Genomic DNA, 19,158 nt, shown 5'->3' with positions numbered 1-19,158 from the left:
CGGCTAAGGAAAACGGCGCGGCAGCAAAAAAGCGCCTTGCGGCAAATCTTGTGATGGCGTTTTCGATGCAAATGCGCATACCGATTCGCCCCGCCTGCGAGCGCCTTCAGAGCGCATCGATGGCGATGGTGACGATCGCCACGCCGATCGGCCTGTCCGCTTCGTCGAGGACGACGAAGCTCGCCTGGGTTTCGAGCATCTGCGTGGATTCGTTGCGTTCCGCCCGGTCGATGAAGATCTCGCGGGAGCCGTTGGCGAAGGTTTTGAGGTATTTCTCCTCGTCGCCCTGCCAGTAGTCGGCGGTGATGATGCTCTGCCCGACATTCAGCCCATGCGCGTCCGTGACGAAAAATTCGACGATCGCCCCTTGCGAAGCGTCCTGCCTGGCCTTCAGGTAGTGCGAGACCGATTTGTCGAGCAGCAGCTTGACCATCTGCAGGTGGTCCTGACCGATCTCCGACCGGTAGGCTTCGTCGAGAACCCGCATATCCATTTCGCTGACATTGACGAACTTCGCATTCTGCTCGGCAATGGCGCTCAGCACCAGCGGCGTCTCGACCAAGGGCCTGATCCGCTGTTCGACATAGTCGCGCACGAGGGGCACATAGGCAGGTTCGGCGTGGGCGGGAAAAACACATGCCGCCAGCCCGACCGACAGAATTGCTCCGAGATGCCCCCACCGCGCCATTTTGCTTCCCCGTATCGCATCAACAGTTTGCACGTTTTAAGCGCAACCTGACACGATTCTCAAACCACCGCGTCTATGAGAAGAAAATAAAATAGGTGCGGGAATCCCGGTAGCGGAATCAGGCAACCCCGCGGACAAAATCTGGAACAATTTCAAGTGGTAATTGCGAGGATCACGCGCCGCTGCCGGCGGCGGTCAGCGTGCGCCCTTGGCGATCGGCTCCTGATAGGTGAAACCCATGTCCCAGGGGAAATAGATCCAGGTATCCTGGCTGACCTCGGTGACGAATGTGTCGACGGTCGGCACGCCCTTCGGCTTGGCGTAGACGCAGGCGAAATGCGCCTTCGGCAGCATGGCGCGCACCTGTGCCGCGGTCTTGCCGGTATCCGTCAGGTCGTCGATGACGAGCACGCCTTCGCCGTCATTTTCGGTCAGCTCGGGCGTGATCCCCTTGAGCAGCACCATGTCGCCCTGGTTCACATAATCATGATAGGAGGCGACGCAGACAGTCTCGATCAGCCGGATGTTCAGTTCGCGCGAAATGATCGCGGCCGGAACGAGGCCGCCGCGAGTGATGCAGACGATCGCCTTGAAGGTTTGGCCGAGGCCGGCAAGGCGCCAGGCAAGCGCACGCGCATCGCGGTGGAACTGATCCCAGGAAACGGGAAAGGCTTTATCGGGAAGGGACATCGGGCTGCTCCGCGGCATGATGGAAACGACACGCCGTTTACCGGCGACCGGACGGGCTTGACGCGGCGATCGGCAAAACGGGAAATCGCGCGAGATGCTGCTGCGCGAGATCGCGAGCTGCAGCGCGCGAGCTGTGCCGAGGCGCGAAGCCGTCATCGGTCGCCGCAATTAGCGGGATTTGCCGGCAAAACGCAAGAGCAACGGTTATCGCGACAACAGGGTCAGCGCCGTCATCGATTGCAGCACGGTTTTCGTCGTGCCCCCGAAGATCGTCTGCCAGAGCCAGGAATGCGTGTAGGCGCCCATGACGAGAAGATCGATGCTGCTGTCGGAAAGCCGGTTCTCGATGACATCAGACGTGTGCTTGTCGATACTCTCCGCCGTGGAAAGCGTCGCCTTTACCCCGTGACGGGCAAGCGTGGCGGCGATCTCGGCGCCTGCCGTCAACGGCGATTGCAGCGCCGTTTCGGCCGGATCGACTGAAAAGATTTCCACCTCGTCGGCCGCTTTCAGGATCGGCAGCGCGTCGAAGGTCGCGCGTGCCGCCTCCTTCGAGCCGTTCCAGGCGATCAGCACACGCTTGATCGGCTTGGGCTGGCGAATGATATAGGGGATCATCAGCACCGGCCGGCCGGTCTCGAAGAGGAAGCTGTTGACGTCGACGTGGCTGTCGGAGGGTTTGGCGGGATCGGCCTGCGAGGCGATCAGCAGATCGGCGCTGCGGGCGCTTTCGAGCAGCGGCGAGGAGCCGTAGCCGGTTGATGTGGCGAAGCTGCGCCACTCGGAAGAGCCGCCGGCTGCGGCCGCTTTCTCCCGGAAGATGCGCTCCACCGCGACCGTTTCGCTGTGCGCCATGTCCTGCAGCGCCTGCACGGCGACGGGGTCGGGAATTTCCATCGGCGCCACCAGCGGCACGGCGGAGATGGTTTCGGCATGAAGGCCGATCACATGGGCGCCGCTTTCGGCGGCGATGGCAAAGGCGAAATCGGCAACGGCGCCGCTATTGTCCGCCGTATCGAGAATGGCGAGAATGGTTTTGTAGGACATATCAATTCTCCTTGCGCTGAAATGGTTTGCGCGAGGAAAGGAATGCACCGGACCCTTCTCCAGTTCCTTGATGTCAATCAAGGATGGCCGGCTCTCCTAAGCCTCGGCGGAATGATTTTCGGCGATATCCTTCCTCCGGCGGATGGTCTCGATCATCGCCTGCACCTCGGCGCCGGCCGCATCGATCACCGCCTGCGAACGGCCGCGCACGACGATCTCGGTGAAGAATTTCTGGCCGACATATCTGGGGTAGGAACCGATGCTGGTTTCCGGATGCGCTTTCTGGATCGCCGTCAGCGGCGTGCCGATCTCGCCTTCGCCGTAAGGGCAGGCGATCGCCAGCGAAAGCACGGGCGTGCCGGTCCGAAGCGTCGGCAGCACGTTGTCGACCATCGCCTGGAAGACCTGCGGCACGCCGGCCATGACATAGACGTTGCCGATGATGAAGCCCGGCGCCGTCGAGACGGGATTGGCGATATGAGCCGCACCCCGCGGCATGCGCGCCATGCGCTGGCGCGCCTCGGTGAACTCCATTTCGCGGCGCTTGTACATATCGGCAAGCAGCGCCATTGCCGCGTCGTCGTGTTCGCAGGGCACGCCGAAAGCCTTGGAGATGGCATCGGCCGTGATGTCGTCATGCGTCGGCCCGATGCCGCCTGACGTGAAGACGTAATCATATTTGCCGCGAAGCGCGTTCAGCGCCTCGACGATCGCCTCCTCTTCGTCGGCGACGATGCGCACCTCCTTGAGGTCGATGCCGGAAAGGGTGAGCAGATCGGCGAGATGGCCGATATTCTTGTCCTTGGTGCGTCCGGAAAGAAGCTCGTCGCCGATGGCGAGCATGGCGGCGGTGACGATGTCGTGGCTCATGGGATGTTCCGTGATGTGAAGCTCGCAAATAGGTAGCGTCCTTCGGCCGCTTTGCAAACAGCCGCCCAATGCGTTCGAATGAGGCATGATTTTTACGCCTCGCGGCTCTTCCCATCGCCAATGACGCAAGATATTGAAAACGCAGCAAGCGGGCGTGGCGAAACTGGTAGACGCAAGGGACTTAAAATCCCTCGGCCTTGGCTGTACGGGTTCGATCCCCGTCGCCCGCACCACCTTCATAATCCCATTTGAATAGGCTGCTATTGAATATGCCTGTATATTGTGCATAAAGGCGGGTTATCGCTTGACAAAGGCATTTTCGGTGCAAGCATTGCGCCGCGACGGTTGAGTAAGTGTTGTCTTGTGGGAGTAAGGCGATGGTTTACGATTGGAGTGGGACTAAGACTCGGCGCATCCGGATCTTCAAAACCAGTGCCGCGCTTGTTCTGGGAACTGCGATGGCCGCGATATCGCTGTTCTTCTGGGCGGTTCAACTGCGCGGTTTCTAGATCGTCCTTAGCGCATCCCAGGAAGACGCGCTAAGGACGATCTATCACGTTTCAATCCGCACGATCCCGAATCGATCTTCGGGATTGTACGTGGTCCGTTGCTGACGATAATTACTGTTCTGCCAGCGGAAGCGCTCTCGCCTCGCGCCATTTGTTGATCACCCAGCCGGCCACGAGCCCGATGGCGGCGCCCACTGCCTTGATGCCGGCATCATGCAGGCGCGCATGGCGGGTCGGCGCGAAATATTGCAGATATTCAATGGCGACAGCGCCGACGATCAGTAGCGCCGCCACCGTTTTCCATTGTTTCGGATAGGCAAGCGCAAAGGCGAGCCCGAGGACCACATAGGCGCCGGCGCGGTCGGTATTGACGGTCGTCACGGTTTCCGGCCTCAACCCGATGGGCGAGACGGTCATGAAGATGATCGAGGCGAGCAGGAGCCAGGCGAGCGGTCTTGCGAATTTGAGTGTCGTCATGGCCTCATATTAATGGCCGGCCCTTTCATTGACAGTTAAAATCAGTTCATGTGCCGCCAATTTCGCGATTGGTTTAAGAAAGCCTTTCGGCGAGTGAGATCGCTCCGGGGCGGGAACCGGTCGCGAACGAACCGCAAGCGGGCGAAACGGGCTTTCTTTTGCCGGCCGGGCTGTGCGATAGCGGGGTGGCTAAATGTAAAATTGGACCACGCCCGTGACGAGACTTGATGTCGAAAGCGCCGAACAGGCAATGCGCAGCCTCTTTCCGGCAACGCCGCTGCAGCTCAACGATCATCTCTCTGCCCGTTGCGGGGCCGATATCTGGCTGAAGCGGGAAGACCTGTCGCCGGTACGCTCCTACAAGATCCGCGGCGCCTTCAACTTCTTCCGCAAGGCGATCGGGCAGGGCGCTTCGGCCAAGACCTTCGTCTGCGCCTCGGCCGGCAATCATGCCCAGGGCTTTGCGTATGTCTGCCGCCATTTCGGCGTGCCGGGCGTTGTCTTCATGCCGGTGACGACGCCGCAGCAGAAGATCGACAAGACCCGCATGTTCGGCGCCGAATTCATCACCATCCGGCTGTTCGGCGACTTTTTCGACCAGTGCTACCAGGCGGCGCGCGAGCACGTGGAGGCAGTCGGCGGCGTCATGGTGCCGCCCTTCGACCATGCCGATATCATCGAGGGGCAGGCGACGGTCGCAGCCGAAATCATGCAGCAACTGCCGCAGGGAGCAGTGCCCGACATGGTCGTCCTGCCGGTCGGCGGCGGTGGCCTTGCCGCCGGCATCACCGGTTATCTCGACGGCACCGTGCCGAAATCCGCCTTCGTCTTCGCCGAGCCCGCTGGTGCGCCGAGCTTGAGGCGCAGCATCGAGGCGGGGGAGGTGACGACGCTTGCCAAGGTCGATAATTTCGTCGATGGCGCCGCGGTGGCTCGCATCGGCGACCTGAACTTTGCGGCACTCCGCGATTTTCCGGCCGAGCAGGTGCGGCTGATGCCGGAAAATGCCATCTGCGTCACCATTCAGGAGATGCTGAACGTCGAGGGTGTCGTGCTGGAGCCGGCAGGCGCGCTGTCGCTGACGGCGATCGCCGCGATGGACGCCCAAGCGATCCGCGGCAGGACGATCGTCGCCGTCGTCTCCGGCGGCAATTTCGATTTCGAGCGTCTGCCTGACGTGAAGGAAAGAGCCATGCGTTACGCAGGGCTGAAGAAATACTTCATCCTGCGGCTTGCCCAGCGTCCCGGCGCGCTTCGGGATTTCCTCAATCTGCTCGGCCCCGACGACGATATCGCCCGCTTCGAATATCTGAAGAAATCGGCGCGCAATTTCGGCTCGATCCTGATCGGCATCGAAACGAAGGCGCCGGACAATTTCGCCCGGCTGGTCGCAAATTTCGAAGCTGCGGGCATGGGTTACGAGGACATCACCGAAAACGAGATCCTCGCCAACCTGATCATTTGACTTGGCGATTGCGCCGCCGCCGTGCTAGAGACGGCTCATGGCTTCGTTCATTTCAAATATCATTTCGATGTTCTCCGGCGGCGGCAAACCGGCTGCGGAAGCGGCAGGTCCTTCCGGCGAGCCGCAGCTTTACGCCGATTGCACGATCTATGCCGAACCACGCAAGGAAGGTGGCCAGTATCGCCTTGCCGGCCGCATCGAAAAGAAGGTCGGCGACGAGGTGCTGGTGCGCAATTTCATCCGCGCCGACATGTTTTCCTCCTCCGATGATGCGATCGAATGCACGGTGCGCAAGGCGCAGCAGATCATCGATCAGCACGGTTCGTCGCTTTTTGGCGACGGCGAGAAGGTTCGCCAGGTCTGAAATCGCGATCCCGGATGGGATCGGGATCGTACCGGCCGGAAATTTCCTTGCTTTTCAAGCCTATGAGCCGGCTGCTCATCCGAGCCGCGTGATCTTGCATACCTAATCTTAAAGGATTGCGGTGAAAGATGCCGCCTGCAGGATTTGCAGGGCTGCCCTCGTGTTTCACTTTTTCGGACGATCGACCACAGGAACCGCCGCCGCGATCGCCACGCCGGCAGGGGGCTGGCAGCGCCCGCCGGAAGCCGGGATGTCGTAATGGCGACGCTCAACCTCGCTCTCTTCGTCGTCGAAGCGGTCGCCTATTTCGTGCTGATGGTGACGCTGCTGCATTTTCGCCACCGGCTCGGCCTCGGGGTTTTTCTGACGGCGCTCGGCGTCATGCATTTCATGGAAACCTATCTGGCGGCGGTCTTCTACGTCTCGCTGCCGTTCGGAGACGTGTCGCCCGGCTCATCCGTCTTCTTCTCCGGCAAGCTGATGATGATCCTGATGCTCTATCTGCAGGAGGATGCCGCGACGGTGCGCCAGCCGATCTACGGCCTCTTCCTCGGCAATCTCCTAACGGTCGGTATCGCCTGGGTGCTGCAGATACATCAGCCGCTGCAGATGTCGGCGGGCCACACGCCCGACGTCGATTTCCTCAAGGAGATGGGCTGGCTGATGATCTGGGGCACGGCGCTACTCTATATCGATTCGCTCGGCATCATCCTGCTCTACGAAAAGCTCGGGGATTTTTTCCGCCGGCGTGTCGTTCTGCGTTTCATGATCTCGGGCTTTGCGCTGCTGACCTTCGATCAGGTCGGCTTTTTCGCCGCGCTGCATTACTTCCTGGACGTGCCGACCGCCGTATTCTGGGGCGGCTGGAAGGCGAAGATGCTTGCCGTCTGCCTCTATGCGGCAATGTTTGCGATCTACGAATATCACATCCGTCGCGTCGGCGCGGACGCCTCCGCCCGATCCATCAGCGACGTGTTCGGCGACCTGACCTTCCGCGAGCGCTACAACGATCTTCTGGAACGCACCGGCCGCGACATGCTCACCGGCGTCTACGATCGTACCCGCATGGAGCTGGAAGCGCCGTTGATGGTCGGCGAGGCGTTGAGGCAGGGACTATCCGCCACCGTCCTCATCATCGATGCCGACCACTTCAAGGACGTCAATGACGGCTACGGTCATCTACAGGGCGATGAGGTGCTGAAGGCGATCGCCACTCGGCTGGGCACGACGCTGCGCTCCAGCGACCGTATCTTCCGCTTCGGCGGCGAAGAGTTCGTCGCCGTCTGCCCCGGTACGAACCATGAGGAAGGGCTGCTGCTTGCCGAGCGTCTGCGCTGGACGATCGCGACCAGCGTCAAGACGCCGGATGACACGCCGGTGACGGTCAGCATCGGCGTTGCCACCGCCGATGAGGACGGTAGCAGCTTCACCACGGTGCTCTCGGCGGCCGACGGCAGGCTCTATGCAGCCAAGAAGAGCGGCCGCAACTGCGTCGTCGGCCGTTCCGGCGTGGTGAGGCTCGGTTAGCCCAGGCAAGCTCGTCTTGCCCAGGCAAGCTCGTCTTGCCCGTGCAAGCTTGCCTTGCCCCGGTAAGCTTCCCATTTGGCAGCAACCCCGCCAGCCCATAGATATTCTTCCAAGTACGGCGCGCCGCCCCAGCAAGGGAGCGGACGAGTCGCCCCTCCAGCATGTCGATCGGATGGAGTGCTCGCCATCGTGTTGACGATGTTGAATAAACAGAAATGTATTCCCTATGAATGTCGTTTTTTCAATAGGTTACGGACAAGATGAAAACGGCTTGTTAGGAAAATACAAACGTGATCTCCATTGCCGCACATTCCGATGAATTGTCTTGCGAGGGGCTTGGAAACATGAGTGATGCGGTTGCACAGCAGCGGGTCGATGGCGGCGAATTTGCCGTTTTGTGTATCGGAGGGTTTCTCCTTTCGATCGCCTATGGCGTAACCTTCCTGATCCCCATGCTGGTGGGCCAGCGGGGCGGGGACGAGGCGCTGGCCGGTCTGATCATCTCGGCGGCGACCGTCAGCACCGTCATTCTCGTCATCCTGTCCGGTCACATCGCGGATGCCATCGGCTCTGCGCGGGCAGTGGCGTTTTCCGGGCTGTTTCTTGCTGCATCCGGCTTGGGATTTGCCATGGTCCCGTCAGCGGGATTGAGCCTGATGGCCGTCGGTTTCATTCTCGGGATAGGCTGGGGCACATTCTATGCGCTCGGCCCCTTGCTGGTCGCCGCGATCGTCGAGCCGGAGCACCGGATCAGGTTTTTTGCGCTGCTTTCCGGATCGATGATGTCGGGCATCGGCGCTGGCCCGATCATCGGCCGTTTTGCTACCGGCTGGTCCATGCCGATCGAGACGGCCTTCATGTTTGCGTCCCTTTCCAGCCTTGCCGGCGGCGCACTTTACTTCCTGCTCCACATCAGGCTGACCAATGCCGGCAAGATTTTGCCCCATGTCAATAAGATCTCGTTTGGCGCGGCGCGCCAGGTGATCGCTTCTCGGGCTATGTACTCCATCGTCATGGTCGGCATCGGCGGCGCGATTTTCGGCGGATTGTCCAGCTTTCAGACCAGCTACGCCAAGGCGCATGGGTTCGACTACTCGCTTTTCTTCATTGGTTTCATGTCCTCCGCCATCTTGAGCCGGTTGTTCGTGGCGGGATATGTGGTCAAGAGAGACCCGTTCTATTCGCTTCTGGTTCTGACGAGCCTGACGCTGGCATCGATCGCGCTGTTCCTGACGGTGACATCGAGTCATCTGGTCTATCTGGGGGCGGCGGCGATGCTGGGGCTGGGATATGGGCTGACCTATTCCGTCATCAACGGCCTTGCCGCAAATGAAGCGCCGGCCGGCCTCATGCCGCAATCGCTGCTGCTATTCTCGCTGGCCTATTTCATCGGCGTCTTCGGTTTTCCGCTGATCGCCGGCAAACTCATCGTTTCATCAGGCATTCAGACCATGCTGTACGTGTTGCTCCTGCTTGCCATGCTGAATTTTGGGATCGTCCTGTTTCGGGTTGCCCATCGTGCAATCCATGTAAGCTAAGGCGGAGCATTCGCGGGGCCGGACAGGTTCGACTTGCCCGGCCCTGCTTGTTCAGGCAGCGCGGAAGATCTTGGCGCCGGAGGGCGCGCTCGTCATGCCGCCGTCGACAGTGATTTCGATGCCGGTGACATTGGCTGAATCGTCAGAGGCCAGATAGAGCGCTGCCTTGGCGATTTCGTCGGCTTCGCTCATGCGGCCAAGCGGGCTGAGGCCGCCCATACGGGTCTCGAGCACCGACATTGCGTCTTCCGTTGGCGCCATCGGCGACCAGATCGGCGTCTTCGTGGCGCCTGGAGTGACCTGGTTGACGCGGATGCCGCGCGGCGCGAGTTCTGACGCCATGTTGCGCGTCATCGCCCGGACCGCCGCCTTGGTGGCCGCATAGGCGGACCAGCCGGGAGCTCCGAGCACGGCATGCACCGAACCGTTGAGGATGACGGAACCGCCGTCATTGAGATACGGCAGGGCCGCCTGCACGGTGAAGAAGACCGCTGTCAGATTGGTGGTGATGATCCGGTTGAACTGCTCCGGCGAGGTGTCACCGAGCGGTGTCGCGCCGCCGATGCCGGCATTGGCGAAGACGATGTCGAACTTGCCGACCTTTGCGGCGGCTTCCGCGAAGGCCTTTTCGGTGGCGGCGGCATCGGTGACATCGACCTGCAACGCCAAAACGCCGGCGCCGAGCGTCTTTTCGGCGGCAGCGAGCGTTTCCGGATTGCGGCCGGTGATGACGACCCTGGCGCCCTCATCGATGAAGACCTTGGCGGTCGCAAGACCGATGCCGCTGTTACCGCCGGTAATCAGGGCGACCTTGTTTCTTAGACGCATGATTCATGCTCCTCTTGGAAATGACAACGATCTGGATTATGATCGTTATCTATAAGGATTATGACTGTAATCTTTTTGAGTCAAGAGGCACTCCCAGGAGAATTGCGATGGGTCGTTCGCAGCTGGAAAAACAGAAGACGCATGAGAAGATCGTCGAAACCGCATCAAAGCGGCTGCGCGAGGAGGGGCTTGAGGGCATCGGCGTCGCCGACCTGATGAAGGAAGCCGGGCTGACCGTCGGCGGCTTCTACAAGCACTTTGCCTCCCGTGACGATCTGGTCGCCGAGGCGATCGGGTCCGCCTTCGATTCGTGGGGGCGCGGGCTGGAAGCCGAGGGCGTGGACCCGGCGAAGATGACGGCTGCCGATGTGGCCGATCGCTATGTCAGCGCCTATCACCGCGACAATCCCGGCGAAGGCTGCCCCTTTGCCGCGCTGACCTCTGATATCGCTCGCAGCGGCGAGAAGGCGCGGGGCATTGCGACGGAGCGGCTCGAACGCAATTTCGAGGCTTTGGCCAGCAAGGCTGCGGGAACGGATGAGGGGGAAAGACGACGAAAGGCGATCATGGCTTTCGCGATGATGGCAGGTGGCGTCGGCCTTGCCAGGATTTCCCTGGACGAAGCTCTCTCGGCCGAAATCCTGGCGACGATCCGGGATTTTGTCGCCAATATCGATAAATGACAACGGCCGGCGAAAGCCGGCCGTTCCACAAAAGATTCGAAAGCCGATCAGGCGGCGAGCGCGATTTCCTGGACGCGCGACTTGGCTGCGTCGATGGCCTTTTCAGCGGCTTCCGGACCGAAGGCGAGGCCCTCGACATAGATGGTTTCGACATCGGTGATGCCGAGGAAGCCGAGAACCGACTTCAGGTACGGAACGGCGTGGTTCAGAGGAGCGGCCGGTCCCTGCGAGTAGACGCCGCCCGAGGTGAGCACGACATAAACCTTCTTGCCGGTCAGGAGGCCGACCGGGCCGCTTTCCGTGTACTTGAAGGTCACGCCGGCGCGAGCGACGTTATCGATCCAGGTCTTCAGCGACGAATAGATGTTGAAGTTGATAAGGCCGGTGCTGATGACGATCGTGTCGGCAGCAAACAGTTCGGCGACGAGTTCGTCGGAGGTCTTGATGGCTGCGATTTCTTCGGCGGTGCGAGCTTCGGCCGGCTTGCGGATCGCGCCGGTGAAGAGGTCGTCGATATGCGGCAGCGGGTTGGCGGCGAGGTCGCGGCGGACGAGAGCGCTGCCCGGCTTCTGGTTTTTCAGCTTTTCGGCGAGATCGGCGGCGATCGGCGTCGAGAGCGATTCGGCACGCGGGCTGGACGTCAGAAGAAGGATGGACGACATGGTGCATTTCCTTTCGAATTGAACGGGACGGCCCGGTGTTGGGAGGTGAGCCGCAGTGTCGAGGAGGAAAATAAGGCTGGCCAGCTATCGAAAAAACGGAGATAATGTCGATCAAAATTATCGATGGAATGGATGGAAGATGCTTCCGAACCCGACTCTGGATCAATTGCAGGTGTTTCTGACCGTTGCCGAGACCGGCAGCTTCTCGGCCGCTTCGCGCGTGCTGAACCGCGCGCAGTCGGTCGTCAGCTATACGATCGCCAATCTGGAAGCCCAGCTTGAGATGCCGCTTTTCGAGCGTTCCGGCGCCCGACAGCCGAAGCTGACGGAAGCGGGCAAGGCGATGCTGGAAGATGCGCGCCGAATTCTCGGCGACCTGCAGGTCATGCGGGCGCGGGTCAAGAGCCTGAAGGAAGGGCTCGAAGCCGAGGTTTCCGTCGCCATCAGCGTCATGGTGCCGTCAAAAGCCGTGGTGGATGTGCTCCACGAATTCCGCGAGATGTTTCCGTCCGTTTCCCTGAACCTCAACGTCGGCGAGCTCGGAATGGTGATGGATCTGGTTTTGAGCGGCAAGGCGACGATCGGGATCGGCGGCGCGGTCCTGAAGCAGGACGATTCGGTCGTCACCGAGCGGATCGGTCATTCCTTCATGCTGCCGGTTGCCGCCAGCAATCACCCGCTGGCCGGGCTCGGCCGGCCGCTGACGCTCGGTGATGTGCGCGAGGAAGTGCAGCTCGTCGTCACCGACGCGTCGGGCCTGACGAAGGGGCGGGATTTCAACGTCCTGTCCTACAAGACATGGCGCGTCAGCGATATCGCCACGAAGCATCAGCTCATCAAGGCTGGCCTCGGCTGGGGCGGCCTTCCGGCCTCCCTGATCCATGACGATCTCCTCAGCGGCGCGCTCGTCCATCTCGATCTGGATGCCTATGAGCAGGGAGAATATGCCATCTATTCGATGCGCCGGCTCGCCAATCCGCCCGGACCTGCCGCCACCTGGATGATCGACGCGTTCCGCTCGCGGCTTACCCATTGCCCGAGCCAAGCGGATTTCCACGCCCGCATCGCCGAACTGCGTGAGCCCGCAATCCCGCTTGCGGCCGAATGAGGAAGGCGCGAGTGCGCCTTCCTCGAAATTGCCTTGCCCTTACAGGACGAGCCTGAACTTCGAGAAGCCGTCGGCTCCTTCGCCGGCTTCCTCGATCTTGACGCTCTTGACCGCGGCAAGGAACTGCTTTGCCTTCGGGCCGCTCTCGAACGTCGCCGTCGTGCCCGGCAGCGGCTTGAAGGTCCAGTTCGCGTCCGCCGACGGATTGATCGTGCCCTGGTCGTGGACATAGCGGACGATGACGTCGCGGTTGGTATCCGGCGCCTGGAAGATTACCTTGTCCGCGGCAATCTCCGGGAAATTACCGCCGCCGCCGGCGCGGTAATTGTTGGTGACGACGACGAATTTCTGGGCGGGATCGATCGGCTTGCCGCCGAAGGCCAGATTCTGGATGCGGTTGGCATCCGGATTGATCGGCTTGCCGGATGAGTCATATTTCGGCGGCTGCGACAGGTCGATCTGGTAGGTCACGCCGTCGATGACATCGAAGTTGTAGGACGGGAAGTCGTTGTTGAGCAGCGCCGCATCCTTCGAGCCGGCTGCGATGTGATTGAACATGCCGGCCGACATTTCCAGCCAGTTCTTCACCTGTGCGCCGGTGATGGCGACTGCCTGCACCGTGTTCGGATAGAGATAGAGATCGGCGACGTTCTTGATGGCGATATCACCGGCCGGAACGTCGGTATAGTAGTCCGCGCCGCCGCGTCCGCCGGCCTTGAAGGGAGCTGCGGCCGAAAGCACCGGCAGGTCCTTGTACTCGGTGTCGGCGAGCATCTGCTTGATGTACCAGGTCTGGGCCTGGCTGACGACCTGCACGGAAGGATCGTCGGCGACGAGCGCGAAATAGGAATAGAGCGGCGCGGAGGTCTTGCCGACGGGCGTGCGGACATAGGCGAGCGTCGCCTCATGCTCTGATTTGGCGGCCTCGACCACTTCCTTCTTGTCGGCGTAGTCGGCAACGACTTTCTTCTTGTCGTCGCGATGATAGATCGGCCGCGCTTCCGAGGTGAAGTCGACGATCTTCCAGCTGTTGCCGTCCTTTTCGAGCAGCAGGTCGATGAGGCCGAGATGCGAGCCCCAGAAGCCGGCCATCACAGCGGGCTTGCCATGCAGCGTGCCCTTGACGGGATCCGCATTGGCGATGCCGTCCCAGCTCTTCGGGCCGGGGAAGACGAGATGCTGGTGGCCGGTGAAGATCGCATCGATCCCCTCGACGGCGGCCAGATGCAGCGATGCGTTTTCCATCTTTTCGGACGGCGTGGCTCCGTCGATGCCGGAATGGGAGAGGGCGATGACGATATCGGCGCCGGCTTCCTTCATGGCGGGAACCCAGGCCTTGGCGGCTTCGACGATGTCACGCGTCTGCGCCTTGCCCTCGAGGTTCTTGATGTCCCAGAGCATGATCTGCGGCGGCACGAAGCCGATGAAGCCGATCTTGACCGGGCTCTCCTTGCCGGCGCCGTCCTTGATCTGCTTTTCCACGATGACATAGGGTTTGAAGAAGAGCTCGTCCTGCTTCGGGTCGGAAGCGAGCTGGCCCTTGGTCAGGTTGGCGCAGACGAAGGGGAAGTTCGCGCCCGACAGGACCTTGAACATGAAGTCGAGGCCGTAGTTGAACTCGTGATTGCCGAGCGTCCCGACGGTATAGCCGAGCGTGTTCATCGCCTTGATCACCGGATGGACGTCGCCGTCCTTCATCCCGTGCTGGTAGGCCATGTAGTCGCCCATCGGATTGCCCTGCAGCACGTCGCCATTGTCGATCAGCAGCGAGTTGGCAGCTTCCGCACGGATATTGTCGATGATCGTCCCGGTGCGCGAAAGGCCCATCGTGTCGTTCGGCTTGTCGGCATAATAGTCATAGGGGAAGACGTTGACGTGAATGTCAGTCGTTTCCATCAGCCGGAGATGCGCCTGATTGGCATTGGCGCGCGCGCTGAAAGGGTGCAGCAGAACCAGGGCGGAGGTGGCGGCGAGACCGCCGAGCAGCGAGCGGCGGCTCATGACGCCGACATCGAAAATGGAAGACATGGAAAGCTCTCCTTCAAAGATCATGCATCGTCCGGCGCATCAGAATTAGGACGATTTCGCGAGGAGTACACATCAAAAATGACGGGACGGCAAAACAATCCGAGGGAAAGGCCGCGTGGTTTTAAAATACAATTTATGGTAAAGTGGCGCGACTGAGATCGATAGGGGGATCGGGATCATGAGCAGGGTCGTCATCGCAATGGTCGGAGGTTTCGGAGGCACGGCGCCCAGTCTGGTCGACAAGGCGCAGGCGCTCTATAGCGGCGACGTGGAGAAATGGCTGACGACGACGGCAAATCCGTGGATCTCAGTTGCCTGCGCGGTCGGCGCCATCGCGGTCTTCTTCATCATCGGCGCCGCAATCGCCCTGATCTATCGCGAACAACAGCTGCAAAAGGCGCTTCTTCTCGGCATCGGCGCGCCGGCCCTCATCATGGCGGCCGCGCAAGGCAGCTCAACCAGCCCGAGGCCGATCGAGGTCAAACCGCCGGTCTCCGGCCTTTTTTCCATCGTCGGCGCCGCTTATGCCCAGGACCGCTCGCTGCCGCCGCGTGTCGAACTGAAGGTCAATCCCGGCTGGACGCAGGGCGAATGCCAGACCTGCGATATCAAGTTCCTCGGCCGAGACGGCCAGCTCATATCAAGCGAGCCGCTCTCGGCGAGCCCCGCGCCCGGCGGTGTCAACGTGCCCTTGGGCACGGAGACGATCGTACTGTCGGGCGCCAACGCCAACAGCGCTGCCATCGACGTCAAGGATCTGGGCGCCAGGCTGCCGGAGAGGCAAGGCCCCGTCACCCTCGACGTCAACGTCAACCGCAGCTACTGGAACGATCTCAGTCGCTCCTTCGGCGCCAAGGCGGTGCAGCCTTATGATTTCAGCGTCGATGTCGCCAGGTGAGGTCTGTTGTTGCCGCTCGGATGGGCTGTGACCAGCTGGCGTACCGCCAGCACCGGCCGTATTTCCTTATGGAAAAAGCGGAAATAGGAGGAGACCTGCGCCCGCGCATTCGAGTTCACGTCGAACTGGATGCCGATACGGCCGTTATGTTTCCAGCGGATGATGCCTTCGAGCATGCCGAGGTTCTCGGCCTCGATCCGCACCTTGCTGCCGGAGGCGGCATGGACAGGCCCCTTCGTCTCCAGCGCGGCGCCGGTTGCCGACAGGTTGAGAATGCGGACATCCACCTGGGTGTTCAGATATTTCATGTTGCCGAAGACACGACAGTTTTTGCGGTCGGCCTTTCGGGCCGTAATATTCAGGTTGCGCGTCATATTGTCTCCCTTGGACATCGCCGGAGAAACATAGCAGCCGAAAATTGAAATGGTTTTAGGAGCTTGGCTAAAATTGCAATGAAACGTCAGCTGGTTTTATCGTTTCTGCGCCCCACCACATGTTCGCGCCAGACGGTGAAGATGCCGGCTCCAACCACGATGACCGAGCCGACGATCATGTTGAAGCTCAGCGTCTCGCCATAGATCGTCACGCCGATGATCGAAGCGTAGACAAGCGACAGATAGGTCAGGGGCTGGACGGCTGCGGCATCGAGAATGTCGTAGGCGCGGATCAGGAAATAATGGCTGGAAATGCTGGTCACGCAGACGAGCGCCATCCAGCCCCAGTCGCCTGGTGACATCCAGCTCCAATAGAACGGTCCGACAAGCGTCATCGTCACGGCGCCGACGACACCGGTATAGAAGAAGCTGGTCGTCGAAGAATCGTCGCGGCTGACGAGACGGGTGATGATGACGTAGAAGGCGAAGTTGAAGCAGGAAAGGACGGCGAGAAGCAGCTTCACGTCGAAAAAATCGCCTTCCGGCTTCAGGATCAGCAGCACGCCGAAAAGCCCGGCGCCGATCGCCGTCCACCGCCGCCATCCGACCCGCTCTCCGAGGATCGGCATCGCCAGCAACGCGATCAGGATCGGTGTGGCGGAAAAGATCGCCTGCGAACGGGCAAGGCCGATCAGGGCAAAACAGGTGATGGCCAGCACCACCTGCACCGCAAGCAGAACGCCGCGCGCCACTTGCAGGGCGGGACGTTTGGTGCGGGCCGTCGCCTTGAGGCCGCCGCGCATCTTCGAAGCGAGAATGATCGTGAAGAGCCCGAAGGCCCAATAGCGGATCATCGTCACGAAGATCGGCGGATAGGCGGATGCCAGGTGTTTGGAGATGGCGTCCTGCAGCGAAAAGATGGTGAGCGCCAGCAGGGCGAAAATATAGCCTTGGGACTTCGATTTCATCACATGCCAATAAGCGGGAAACGCCCGCGCGCGACCGAAGTCTGGTCAGGCTTTCCGTGAATATGCAAGGCCTCAAAGGCCGACATTCGGCCTGTCGATGATTTCTCGGAGCGCAAAACTGGAATTGATCTTGACGACGTGGGGAAGGGCCGACAGCCAGTCGCGATGAATGCGCTCGTAATCTTCCAAGTCTCGGGCGGCGACCCTGAGGATATAGTCGTATTCGCCCGACATCAGGTAGCAGACGAGCACGTTCGGGCAGAGCTTCACCGCCGCCTCGAATTCCGCGAGCGTCTTGGCGAACTGGCCGGAGAGCGAGATATGCACGATGGCGATCATCTTGTAATCGAGTGCCTTGTGCGAAAGCCGCGCATGATAGCCGCCGATGACGCCGCTTCGCTCGAGTATGTCGAGCCGGCGTGAACAGGCCGAAGGCGACAATCCGATCTTTTCGGCAAGCTCGGCATTGGTGATGCGGGCATTGGCCTGCAGCACCTTGAGAATCGCAAGATCGATGGTATCGAGATCAGCCATTCGCAGAACCTTCGAAAAAGGGCGGAAGATACGCAATAATCTCCGAAAAGTGGCCTTCTGGCAAATCGTCTTTGCAAGGACATTTCGCGGTCTTGGTGGTTGGATTCATCGTCAGAGGAGATCCGCGACCGCGGAGACAAAATGAGAGGAACGCCAATGCGTGTCGGTTGCCCGAAGGAAATCAAGAATCATGAATATCGCGTCGGTCTGACGCCGGCTTCTGTGCGCGAATATGTGGCCCACGGCCACGAGGTCTGGGTGGAGACCAAGGCGGGCGCCGGCATCGGCGCCGATGACGCCGCCTATGCCGCGGCTGGCGCGAAGATTGCTGCCTCCGCCAAGGATATTTTCGAAAAGTGCGACATGGTCGTCAAGGTGAAGGAGCCGCAGCCTTCCGAATGGGCGCAGCTTCGCGACGGCCAGCTTCTCTACACCTATCTGCACCTGGCGCCCGATCCCGATCAGACCAAGGGGCTTCTCGCCTCCGGCGTCACCGCGATCGCTTATGAGACGGTGACCGACGAGCGTGGCGGCTTGCCGCTGCTGGCGCCGATGTCGGAAGTGGCTGGACGCCTGTCGATCCAGGCGGGAGCGACCGCGCTGCAGAAGGCCAATGGCGGCCTCGGCGTCCTGCTTGGCGGCGTGCCTGGCGTATTGCCGGCTAAGGTTGCGATCATCGGTGGCGGCGTCGTCGGCCTGCATGCCGCCCGGATGGCCGCCGGCCTCGGCGCCGATGTCAGCATTCTCGACAGGTCGCTGCCGCGCCTGCGACAACTCGACGACATTTTCGCGGGCCGCGTCCATACCCGTTATTCCAGCATCCAGGCGCTGGAGGAGGAGGTCTTCTCGGCCGACCTCGTCATCGGCGCCGTGCTGATCCCCGGTGCCGCCGCTCCGAAGCTCGTCACCCGCGAGATGCTGTCCGGCATGAAGAAGGGTTCCGTCATCGTCGACGTCGCCATCGACCAGGGCGGCTGTTTCGAGACCTCGCATGCGACCACCCATTCCGATCCGACCTATGAGGTCGACGGCGTGGTGCATTATTGCGTCGCCAACATGCCGGGTGCCGTACCCGTCACCTCGGCGCATGCGCTGAACAATGCCACGCTGGTCCACGGCCTCGCGCTTGCCGATCGCGGCCTGCGCGCCATCGCCGAAGACAAGCATTTGAGGAACGGCCTCAACGTTCACAAGGGCCGCATCACCAACAAGCCGGTCGCCGAAGCGCTCGGCTACGAAGCCTTCGCGCCGGAGAGCGTGCTGAACGTAGCGTAAGTTCGCTGACTCTAGGTTAGGCGCCGGTCTCCACGAGGGCCGGCGCCTTTATCTTGTCGATCCGGCACTGGAAGCAGTTGTTGCGCGCCGAGCGCACATGCACATAGGCAATGTCCGGCCGCGCCAGCAGCTTTTCCCCATAGGCCGCAATCTCGCCGATGAGGGTTACGGCACCAGTGCCATAGACGATGCGGTTGTTCTCATTGTAGCCGCGGACGATGAAGTCGCGGCTCGTCGTCAGCACCGGCGGCAGGATCTCTTCGGCGGCATAGCGCCGGCAGGGCTGCTTATGCAGGAAGATCGGCCCGGTTTCGGCATAGGGCTGCAGTTCCGGAAAGGGGCGGTAGGCAAAGACCAGCATCTCCTCGCCCTCTTCGATATTCTGCAGGCAATGGCGGCAAGGATTGCCGTCACCATCTGACATCATCGTCTCGGGCAGCCTGTCATAGGCGTCGCGGCCGCCGTTCCAGAGGTGTTCGGCATCAGCGGTCGGCATGGCGACAAAACGAATGGCGGTCATGGCAGATCTCCTTTGTGATCGCCATGAAATTGCACTCGGACTATCGGCCAAGCCACCCGTTTCTTGCGCTTATTGTTTGCCGGGATCGCGGCTGCAAACTCGCTT

20 protein-coding genes and 1 tRNA gene are annotated in these 19,158 nt (G+C 61.0%); 9 read left to right on the top strand and 12 right to left on the bottom strand.

Going from position 1 to position 19,158, the window contains the following annotated elements; genetic code table 11:
- Positions 1-106 precede the first annotated feature (106 nt).
- From ATY78_RS03740 to ATY78_RS03725, 4 genes are all read right to left on the bottom strand, one after another.
- Positions 107-688, bottom strand: a complete 582-nt coding sequence (locus ATY78_RS03740) for a hypothetical protein (protein ID WP_088681000.1) — start codon at positions 686-688, stop codon at positions 107-109.
- Between the two features lie 195 nt (positions 689-883).
- Positions 884-1,378 (bottom strand): xanthine phosphoribosyltransferase, encoded by a 495-nt coding sequence (gene gpt, locus ATY78_RS03735; protein WP_088681043.1) that lies wholly within the window; start codon positions 1,376-1,378, stop codon positions 884-886.
- Positions 1,379-1,582: 204 nt separating this feature from the next.
- A complete protein-coding gene (locus ATY78_RS03730) occupies positions 1,583-2,425 on the bottom strand; it encodes a universal stress protein (RefSeq protein ID WP_088680999.1) in 843 nt (280 codons plus the stop codon).
- 96 nt (positions 2,426-2,521) lie between these two features.
- The gene (locus tag ATY78_RS03725) at positions 2,522-3,295 is read right to left on the bottom strand and encodes a competence/damage-inducible protein A (protein WP_088680998.1); all 774 of its coding nucleotides are present in this window, start codon (positions 3,293-3,295) and stop codon (positions 2,522-2,524) included.
- Between the two features lie 148 nt (positions 3,296-3,443).
- Between ATY78_RS03725 and ATY78_RS03720 the strand changes: the two genes are divergently transcribed.
- Positions 3,444-3,528, top strand: a tRNA-Leu gene (locus tag ATY78_RS03720).
- A 387-nt stretch (positions 3,529-3,915) separates the two neighbouring features.
- Here ATY78_RS03720 and ATY78_RS03715 read toward each other — a convergent pair.
- Positions 3,916-4,281 (bottom strand): VanZ family protein, encoded by a 366-nt coding sequence (locus ATY78_RS03715; protein WP_088680997.1) that lies wholly within the window; start codon positions 4,279-4,281, stop codon positions 3,916-3,918.
- Positions 4,282-4,495: 214 nt separating this feature from the next.
- Here ATY78_RS03715 and ilvA point away from each other — a divergent pair, with 214 nt between their 5' ends.
- The 4 genes from ilvA to ATY78_RS03695 all read left to right on the top strand — a co-directional run bounded on the left by ilvA (position 4,496) and on the right by ATY78_RS03695 (position 9,175).
- Positions 4,496-5,746 (top strand): threonine ammonia-lyase, encoded by a 1,251-nt coding sequence (gene ilvA, locus ATY78_RS03710; RefSeq protein WP_088680996.1) that lies wholly within the window; start codon positions 4,496-4,498, stop codon positions 5,744-5,746.
- 37 nt (positions 5,747-5,783) lie between these two features.
- Positions 5,784-6,110, top strand: coding sequence for an HlyU family transcriptional regulator (locus tag ATY78_RS03705; protein ID WP_088680995.1), 327 nt, complete (start codon positions 5,784-5,786; stop codon positions 6,108-6,110).
- Between the two features lie 258 nt (positions 6,111-6,368).
- Positions 6,369-7,637 (top strand): GGDEF domain-containing protein, encoded by a 1,269-nt coding sequence (locus ATY78_RS03700; protein WP_088680994.1) that lies wholly within the window; start codon positions 6,369-6,371, stop codon positions 7,635-7,637.
- Between the two features lie 344 nt (positions 7,638-7,981).
- A complete protein-coding gene (locus tag ATY78_RS03695; protein ID WP_088681042.1) occupies positions 7,982-9,175 on the top strand; it encodes an MFS transporter in 1,194 nt (397 codons plus the stop codon).
- Positions 9,176-9,226: 51 nt separating this feature from the next.
- Here ATY78_RS03695 and ATY78_RS03690 read toward each other — a convergent pair whose 3' ends face one another.
- A complete protein-coding gene (locus ATY78_RS03690) occupies positions 9,227-10,003 on the bottom strand; it encodes a glucose 1-dehydrogenase (RefSeq protein WP_088680993.1) in 777 nt (258 codons plus the stop codon).
- A gap of 107 nt (positions 10,004-10,110) precedes the next feature.
- Between ATY78_RS03690 and ATY78_RS03685 the strand changes: the two genes are divergently transcribed.
- Positions 10,111-10,686, top strand: a complete 576-nt coding sequence (locus tag ATY78_RS03685; protein ID WP_088680992.1) for a TetR/AcrR family transcriptional regulator — start codon at positions 10,111-10,113, stop codon at positions 10,684-10,686.
- Positions 10,687-10,733: 47 nt separating this feature from the next.
- On the opposite strand, the gene ATY78_RS03680 is transcribed toward ATY78_RS03685, so the two are convergent.
- A complete protein-coding gene (locus ATY78_RS03680) occupies positions 10,734-11,348 on the bottom strand; it encodes an FMN-dependent NADH-azoreductase (RefSeq protein ID WP_088680991.1) in 615 nt (204 codons plus the stop codon).
- A 139-nt stretch (positions 11,349-11,487) separates the two neighbouring features.
- Between ATY78_RS03680 and ATY78_RS03675 the strand changes: the two genes are divergently transcribed.
- Entirely contained in the window at positions 11,488-12,456 is a 969-nt protein-coding gene (locus ATY78_RS03675; RefSeq protein ID WP_088680990.1) for a LysR family transcriptional regulator, read from the top strand.
- Positions 12,457-12,495: 39 nt separating this feature from the next.
- On the opposite strand, the gene ATY78_RS03670 is transcribed toward ATY78_RS03675, so the two are convergent.
- Entirely contained in the window at positions 12,496-14,484 is a 1,989-nt protein-coding gene (locus tag ATY78_RS03670; protein ID WP_088681041.1) for a bifunctional 2',3'-cyclic-nucleotide 2'-phosphodiesterase/3'-nucleotidase, read from the bottom strand.
- 178 nt (positions 14,485-14,662) lie between these two features.
- Here ATY78_RS03670 and ATY78_RS03665 point away from each other — a divergent pair, with 178 nt between their 5' ends.
- Positions 14,663-15,382, top strand: a complete 720-nt coding sequence (locus ATY78_RS03665) for a hypothetical protein (protein WP_088680989.1) — start codon at positions 14,663-14,665, stop codon at positions 15,380-15,382.
- On the opposite strand, the gene ATY78_RS03660 is transcribed toward ATY78_RS03665, so the two are convergent.
- From ATY78_RS03660 to ATY78_RS03650, 3 genes are all read right to left on the bottom strand, one after another.
- Complete coding sequence (locus tag ATY78_RS03660; RefSeq protein WP_088680988.1) at positions 15,352-15,756, bottom strand: PilZ domain-containing protein; 405 nt, start codon at positions 15,754-15,756, stop codon at positions 15,352-15,354. The genes ATY78_RS03665 and ATY78_RS03660 overlap by 31 nt on opposite strands.
- 86 nt (positions 15,757-15,842) lie before the next feature.
- Positions 15,843-16,724 (bottom strand): DMT family transporter, encoded by an 882-nt coding sequence (locus ATY78_RS03655; RefSeq protein WP_088680987.1) that lies wholly within the window; start codon positions 16,722-16,724, stop codon positions 15,843-15,845.
- 72 nt (positions 16,725-16,796) lie between these two features.
- Positions 16,797-17,258 carry an Lrp/AsnC family transcriptional regulator gene (locus tag ATY78_RS03650; RefSeq protein WP_003587050.1) on the bottom strand — a complete coding sequence of 154 codons (462 nt, stop codon included), beginning with the start codon at positions 17,256-17,258 and terminating at the stop codon, positions 16,797-16,799.
- Positions 17,259-17,414: 156 nt separating this feature from the next.
- On the opposite strand from ATY78_RS03650, the gene ald reads away from it, so the two are divergent.
- Positions 17,415-18,533, top strand: coding sequence for an alanine dehydrogenase (gene ald, locus ATY78_RS03645; RefSeq protein WP_088680986.1), 1,119 nt, complete (start codon positions 17,415-17,417; stop codon positions 18,531-18,533).
- 16 nt (positions 18,534-18,549) lie between these two features.
- Here the strand turns inward: ald and ATY78_RS03640 are convergent, their stop codons facing one another.
- On the bottom strand, positions 18,550-19,053 hold the full coding sequence (locus ATY78_RS03640) for a DUF1203 domain-containing protein (RefSeq protein ID WP_088680985.1): 504 nt from the start codon (positions 19,051-19,053) through the stop codon (positions 18,550-18,552).
- Positions 19,054-19,158: the final 105 nt, after the last annotated feature.

The organism is Rhizobium sp. R635 (assembly GCF_002211285.1).
Taxonomy (GTDB): Bacteria; Pseudomonadota; Alphaproteobacteria; order Rhizobiales; family Rhizobiaceae; genus Rhizobium.
The sequence above is the reverse complement of the archived record's forward strand: the minus strand, read 5'-3'. Positions and strand labels throughout refer to the sequence as shown.

Coding starts and splice junctions, on each gene's coding strand:
- ATY78_RS03655 (WP_088680987.1), bottom strand. CDS start 16,724: ATGAAATCGAAGTCCCAAGGCTATATTTTCGCCCTGCTGGCGCTCACC.
- ATY78_RS03705 (WP_088680995.1), top strand. CDS start 5,784: ATGGCTTCGTTCATTTCAAATATCATTTCGATGTTCTCCGGCGGCGGC.
- ATY78_RS03670 (WP_088681041.1), bottom strand. CDS start 14,484: ATGTCTTCCATTTTCGATGTCGGCGTCATGAGCCGCCGCTCGCTGCTC.
- ATY78_RS03695 (WP_088681042.1), top strand. CDS start 7,982: ATGAGTGATGCGGTTGCACAGCAGCGGGTCGATGGCGGCGAATTTGCC.
- ATY78_RS03730 (WP_088680999.1), bottom strand. CDS start 2,425: ATGTCCTACAAAACCATTCTCGCCATTCTCGATACGGCGGACAATAGC.
- ATY78_RS03675 (WP_088680990.1), top strand. CDS start 11,488: ATGCTTCCGAACCCGACTCTGGATCAATTGCAGGTGTTTCTGACCGTT.
- ATY78_RS03690 (WP_088680993.1), bottom strand. CDS start 10,003: ATGCGTCTAAGAAACAAGGTCGCCCTGATTACCGGCGGTAACAGCGGC.
- ATY78_RS03640 (WP_088680985.1), bottom strand. CDS start 19,053: ATGACCGCCATTCGTTTTGTCGCCATGCCGACCGCTGATGCCGAACAC.
- ATY78_RS03700 (WP_088680994.1), top strand. CDS start 6,369: ATGGCGACGCTCAACCTCGCTCTCTTCGTCGTCGAAGCGGTCGCCTAT.
- ATY78_RS03660 (WP_088680988.1), bottom strand. CDS start 15,756: ATGACGCGCAACCTGAATATTACGGCCCGAAAGGCCGACCGCAAAAAC.
- ATY78_RS03725 (WP_088680998.1), bottom strand. CDS start 3,295: ATGAGCCACGACATCGTCACCGCCGCCATGCTCGCCATCGGCGACGAG.
- ATY78_RS03650 (WP_003587050.1), bottom strand. CDS start 17,258: ATGGCTGATCTCGATACCATCGATCTTGCGATTCTCAAGGTGCTGCAG.
- ATY78_RS03715 (WP_088680997.1), bottom strand. CDS start 4,281: ATGACGACACTCAAATTCGCAAGACCGCTCGCCTGGCTCCTGCTCGCC.
- ald (WP_088680986.1), top strand. CDS start 17,415: ATGCGTGTCGGTTGCCCGAAGGAAATCAAGAATCATGAATATCGCGTC.
- ATY78_RS03685 (WP_088680992.1), top strand. CDS start 10,111: ATGGGTCGTTCGCAGCTGGAAAAACAGAAGACGCATGAGAAGATCGTC.
- gpt (WP_088681043.1), bottom strand. CDS start 1,378: ATGTCCCTTCCCGATAAAGCCTTTCCCGTTTCCTGGGATCAGTTCCAC.
- ATY78_RS03740 (WP_088681000.1), bottom strand. CDS start 688: ATGGCGCGGTGGGGGCATCTCGGAGCAATTCTGTCGGTCGGGCTGGCG.
- ATY78_RS03665 (WP_088680989.1), top strand. CDS start 14,663: ATGAGCAGGGTCGTCATCGCAATGGTCGGAGGTTTCGGAGGCACGGCG.
- ATY78_RS03680 (WP_088680991.1), bottom strand. CDS start 11,348: ATGTCGTCCATCCTTCTTCTGACGTCCAGCCCGCGTGCCGAATCGCTC.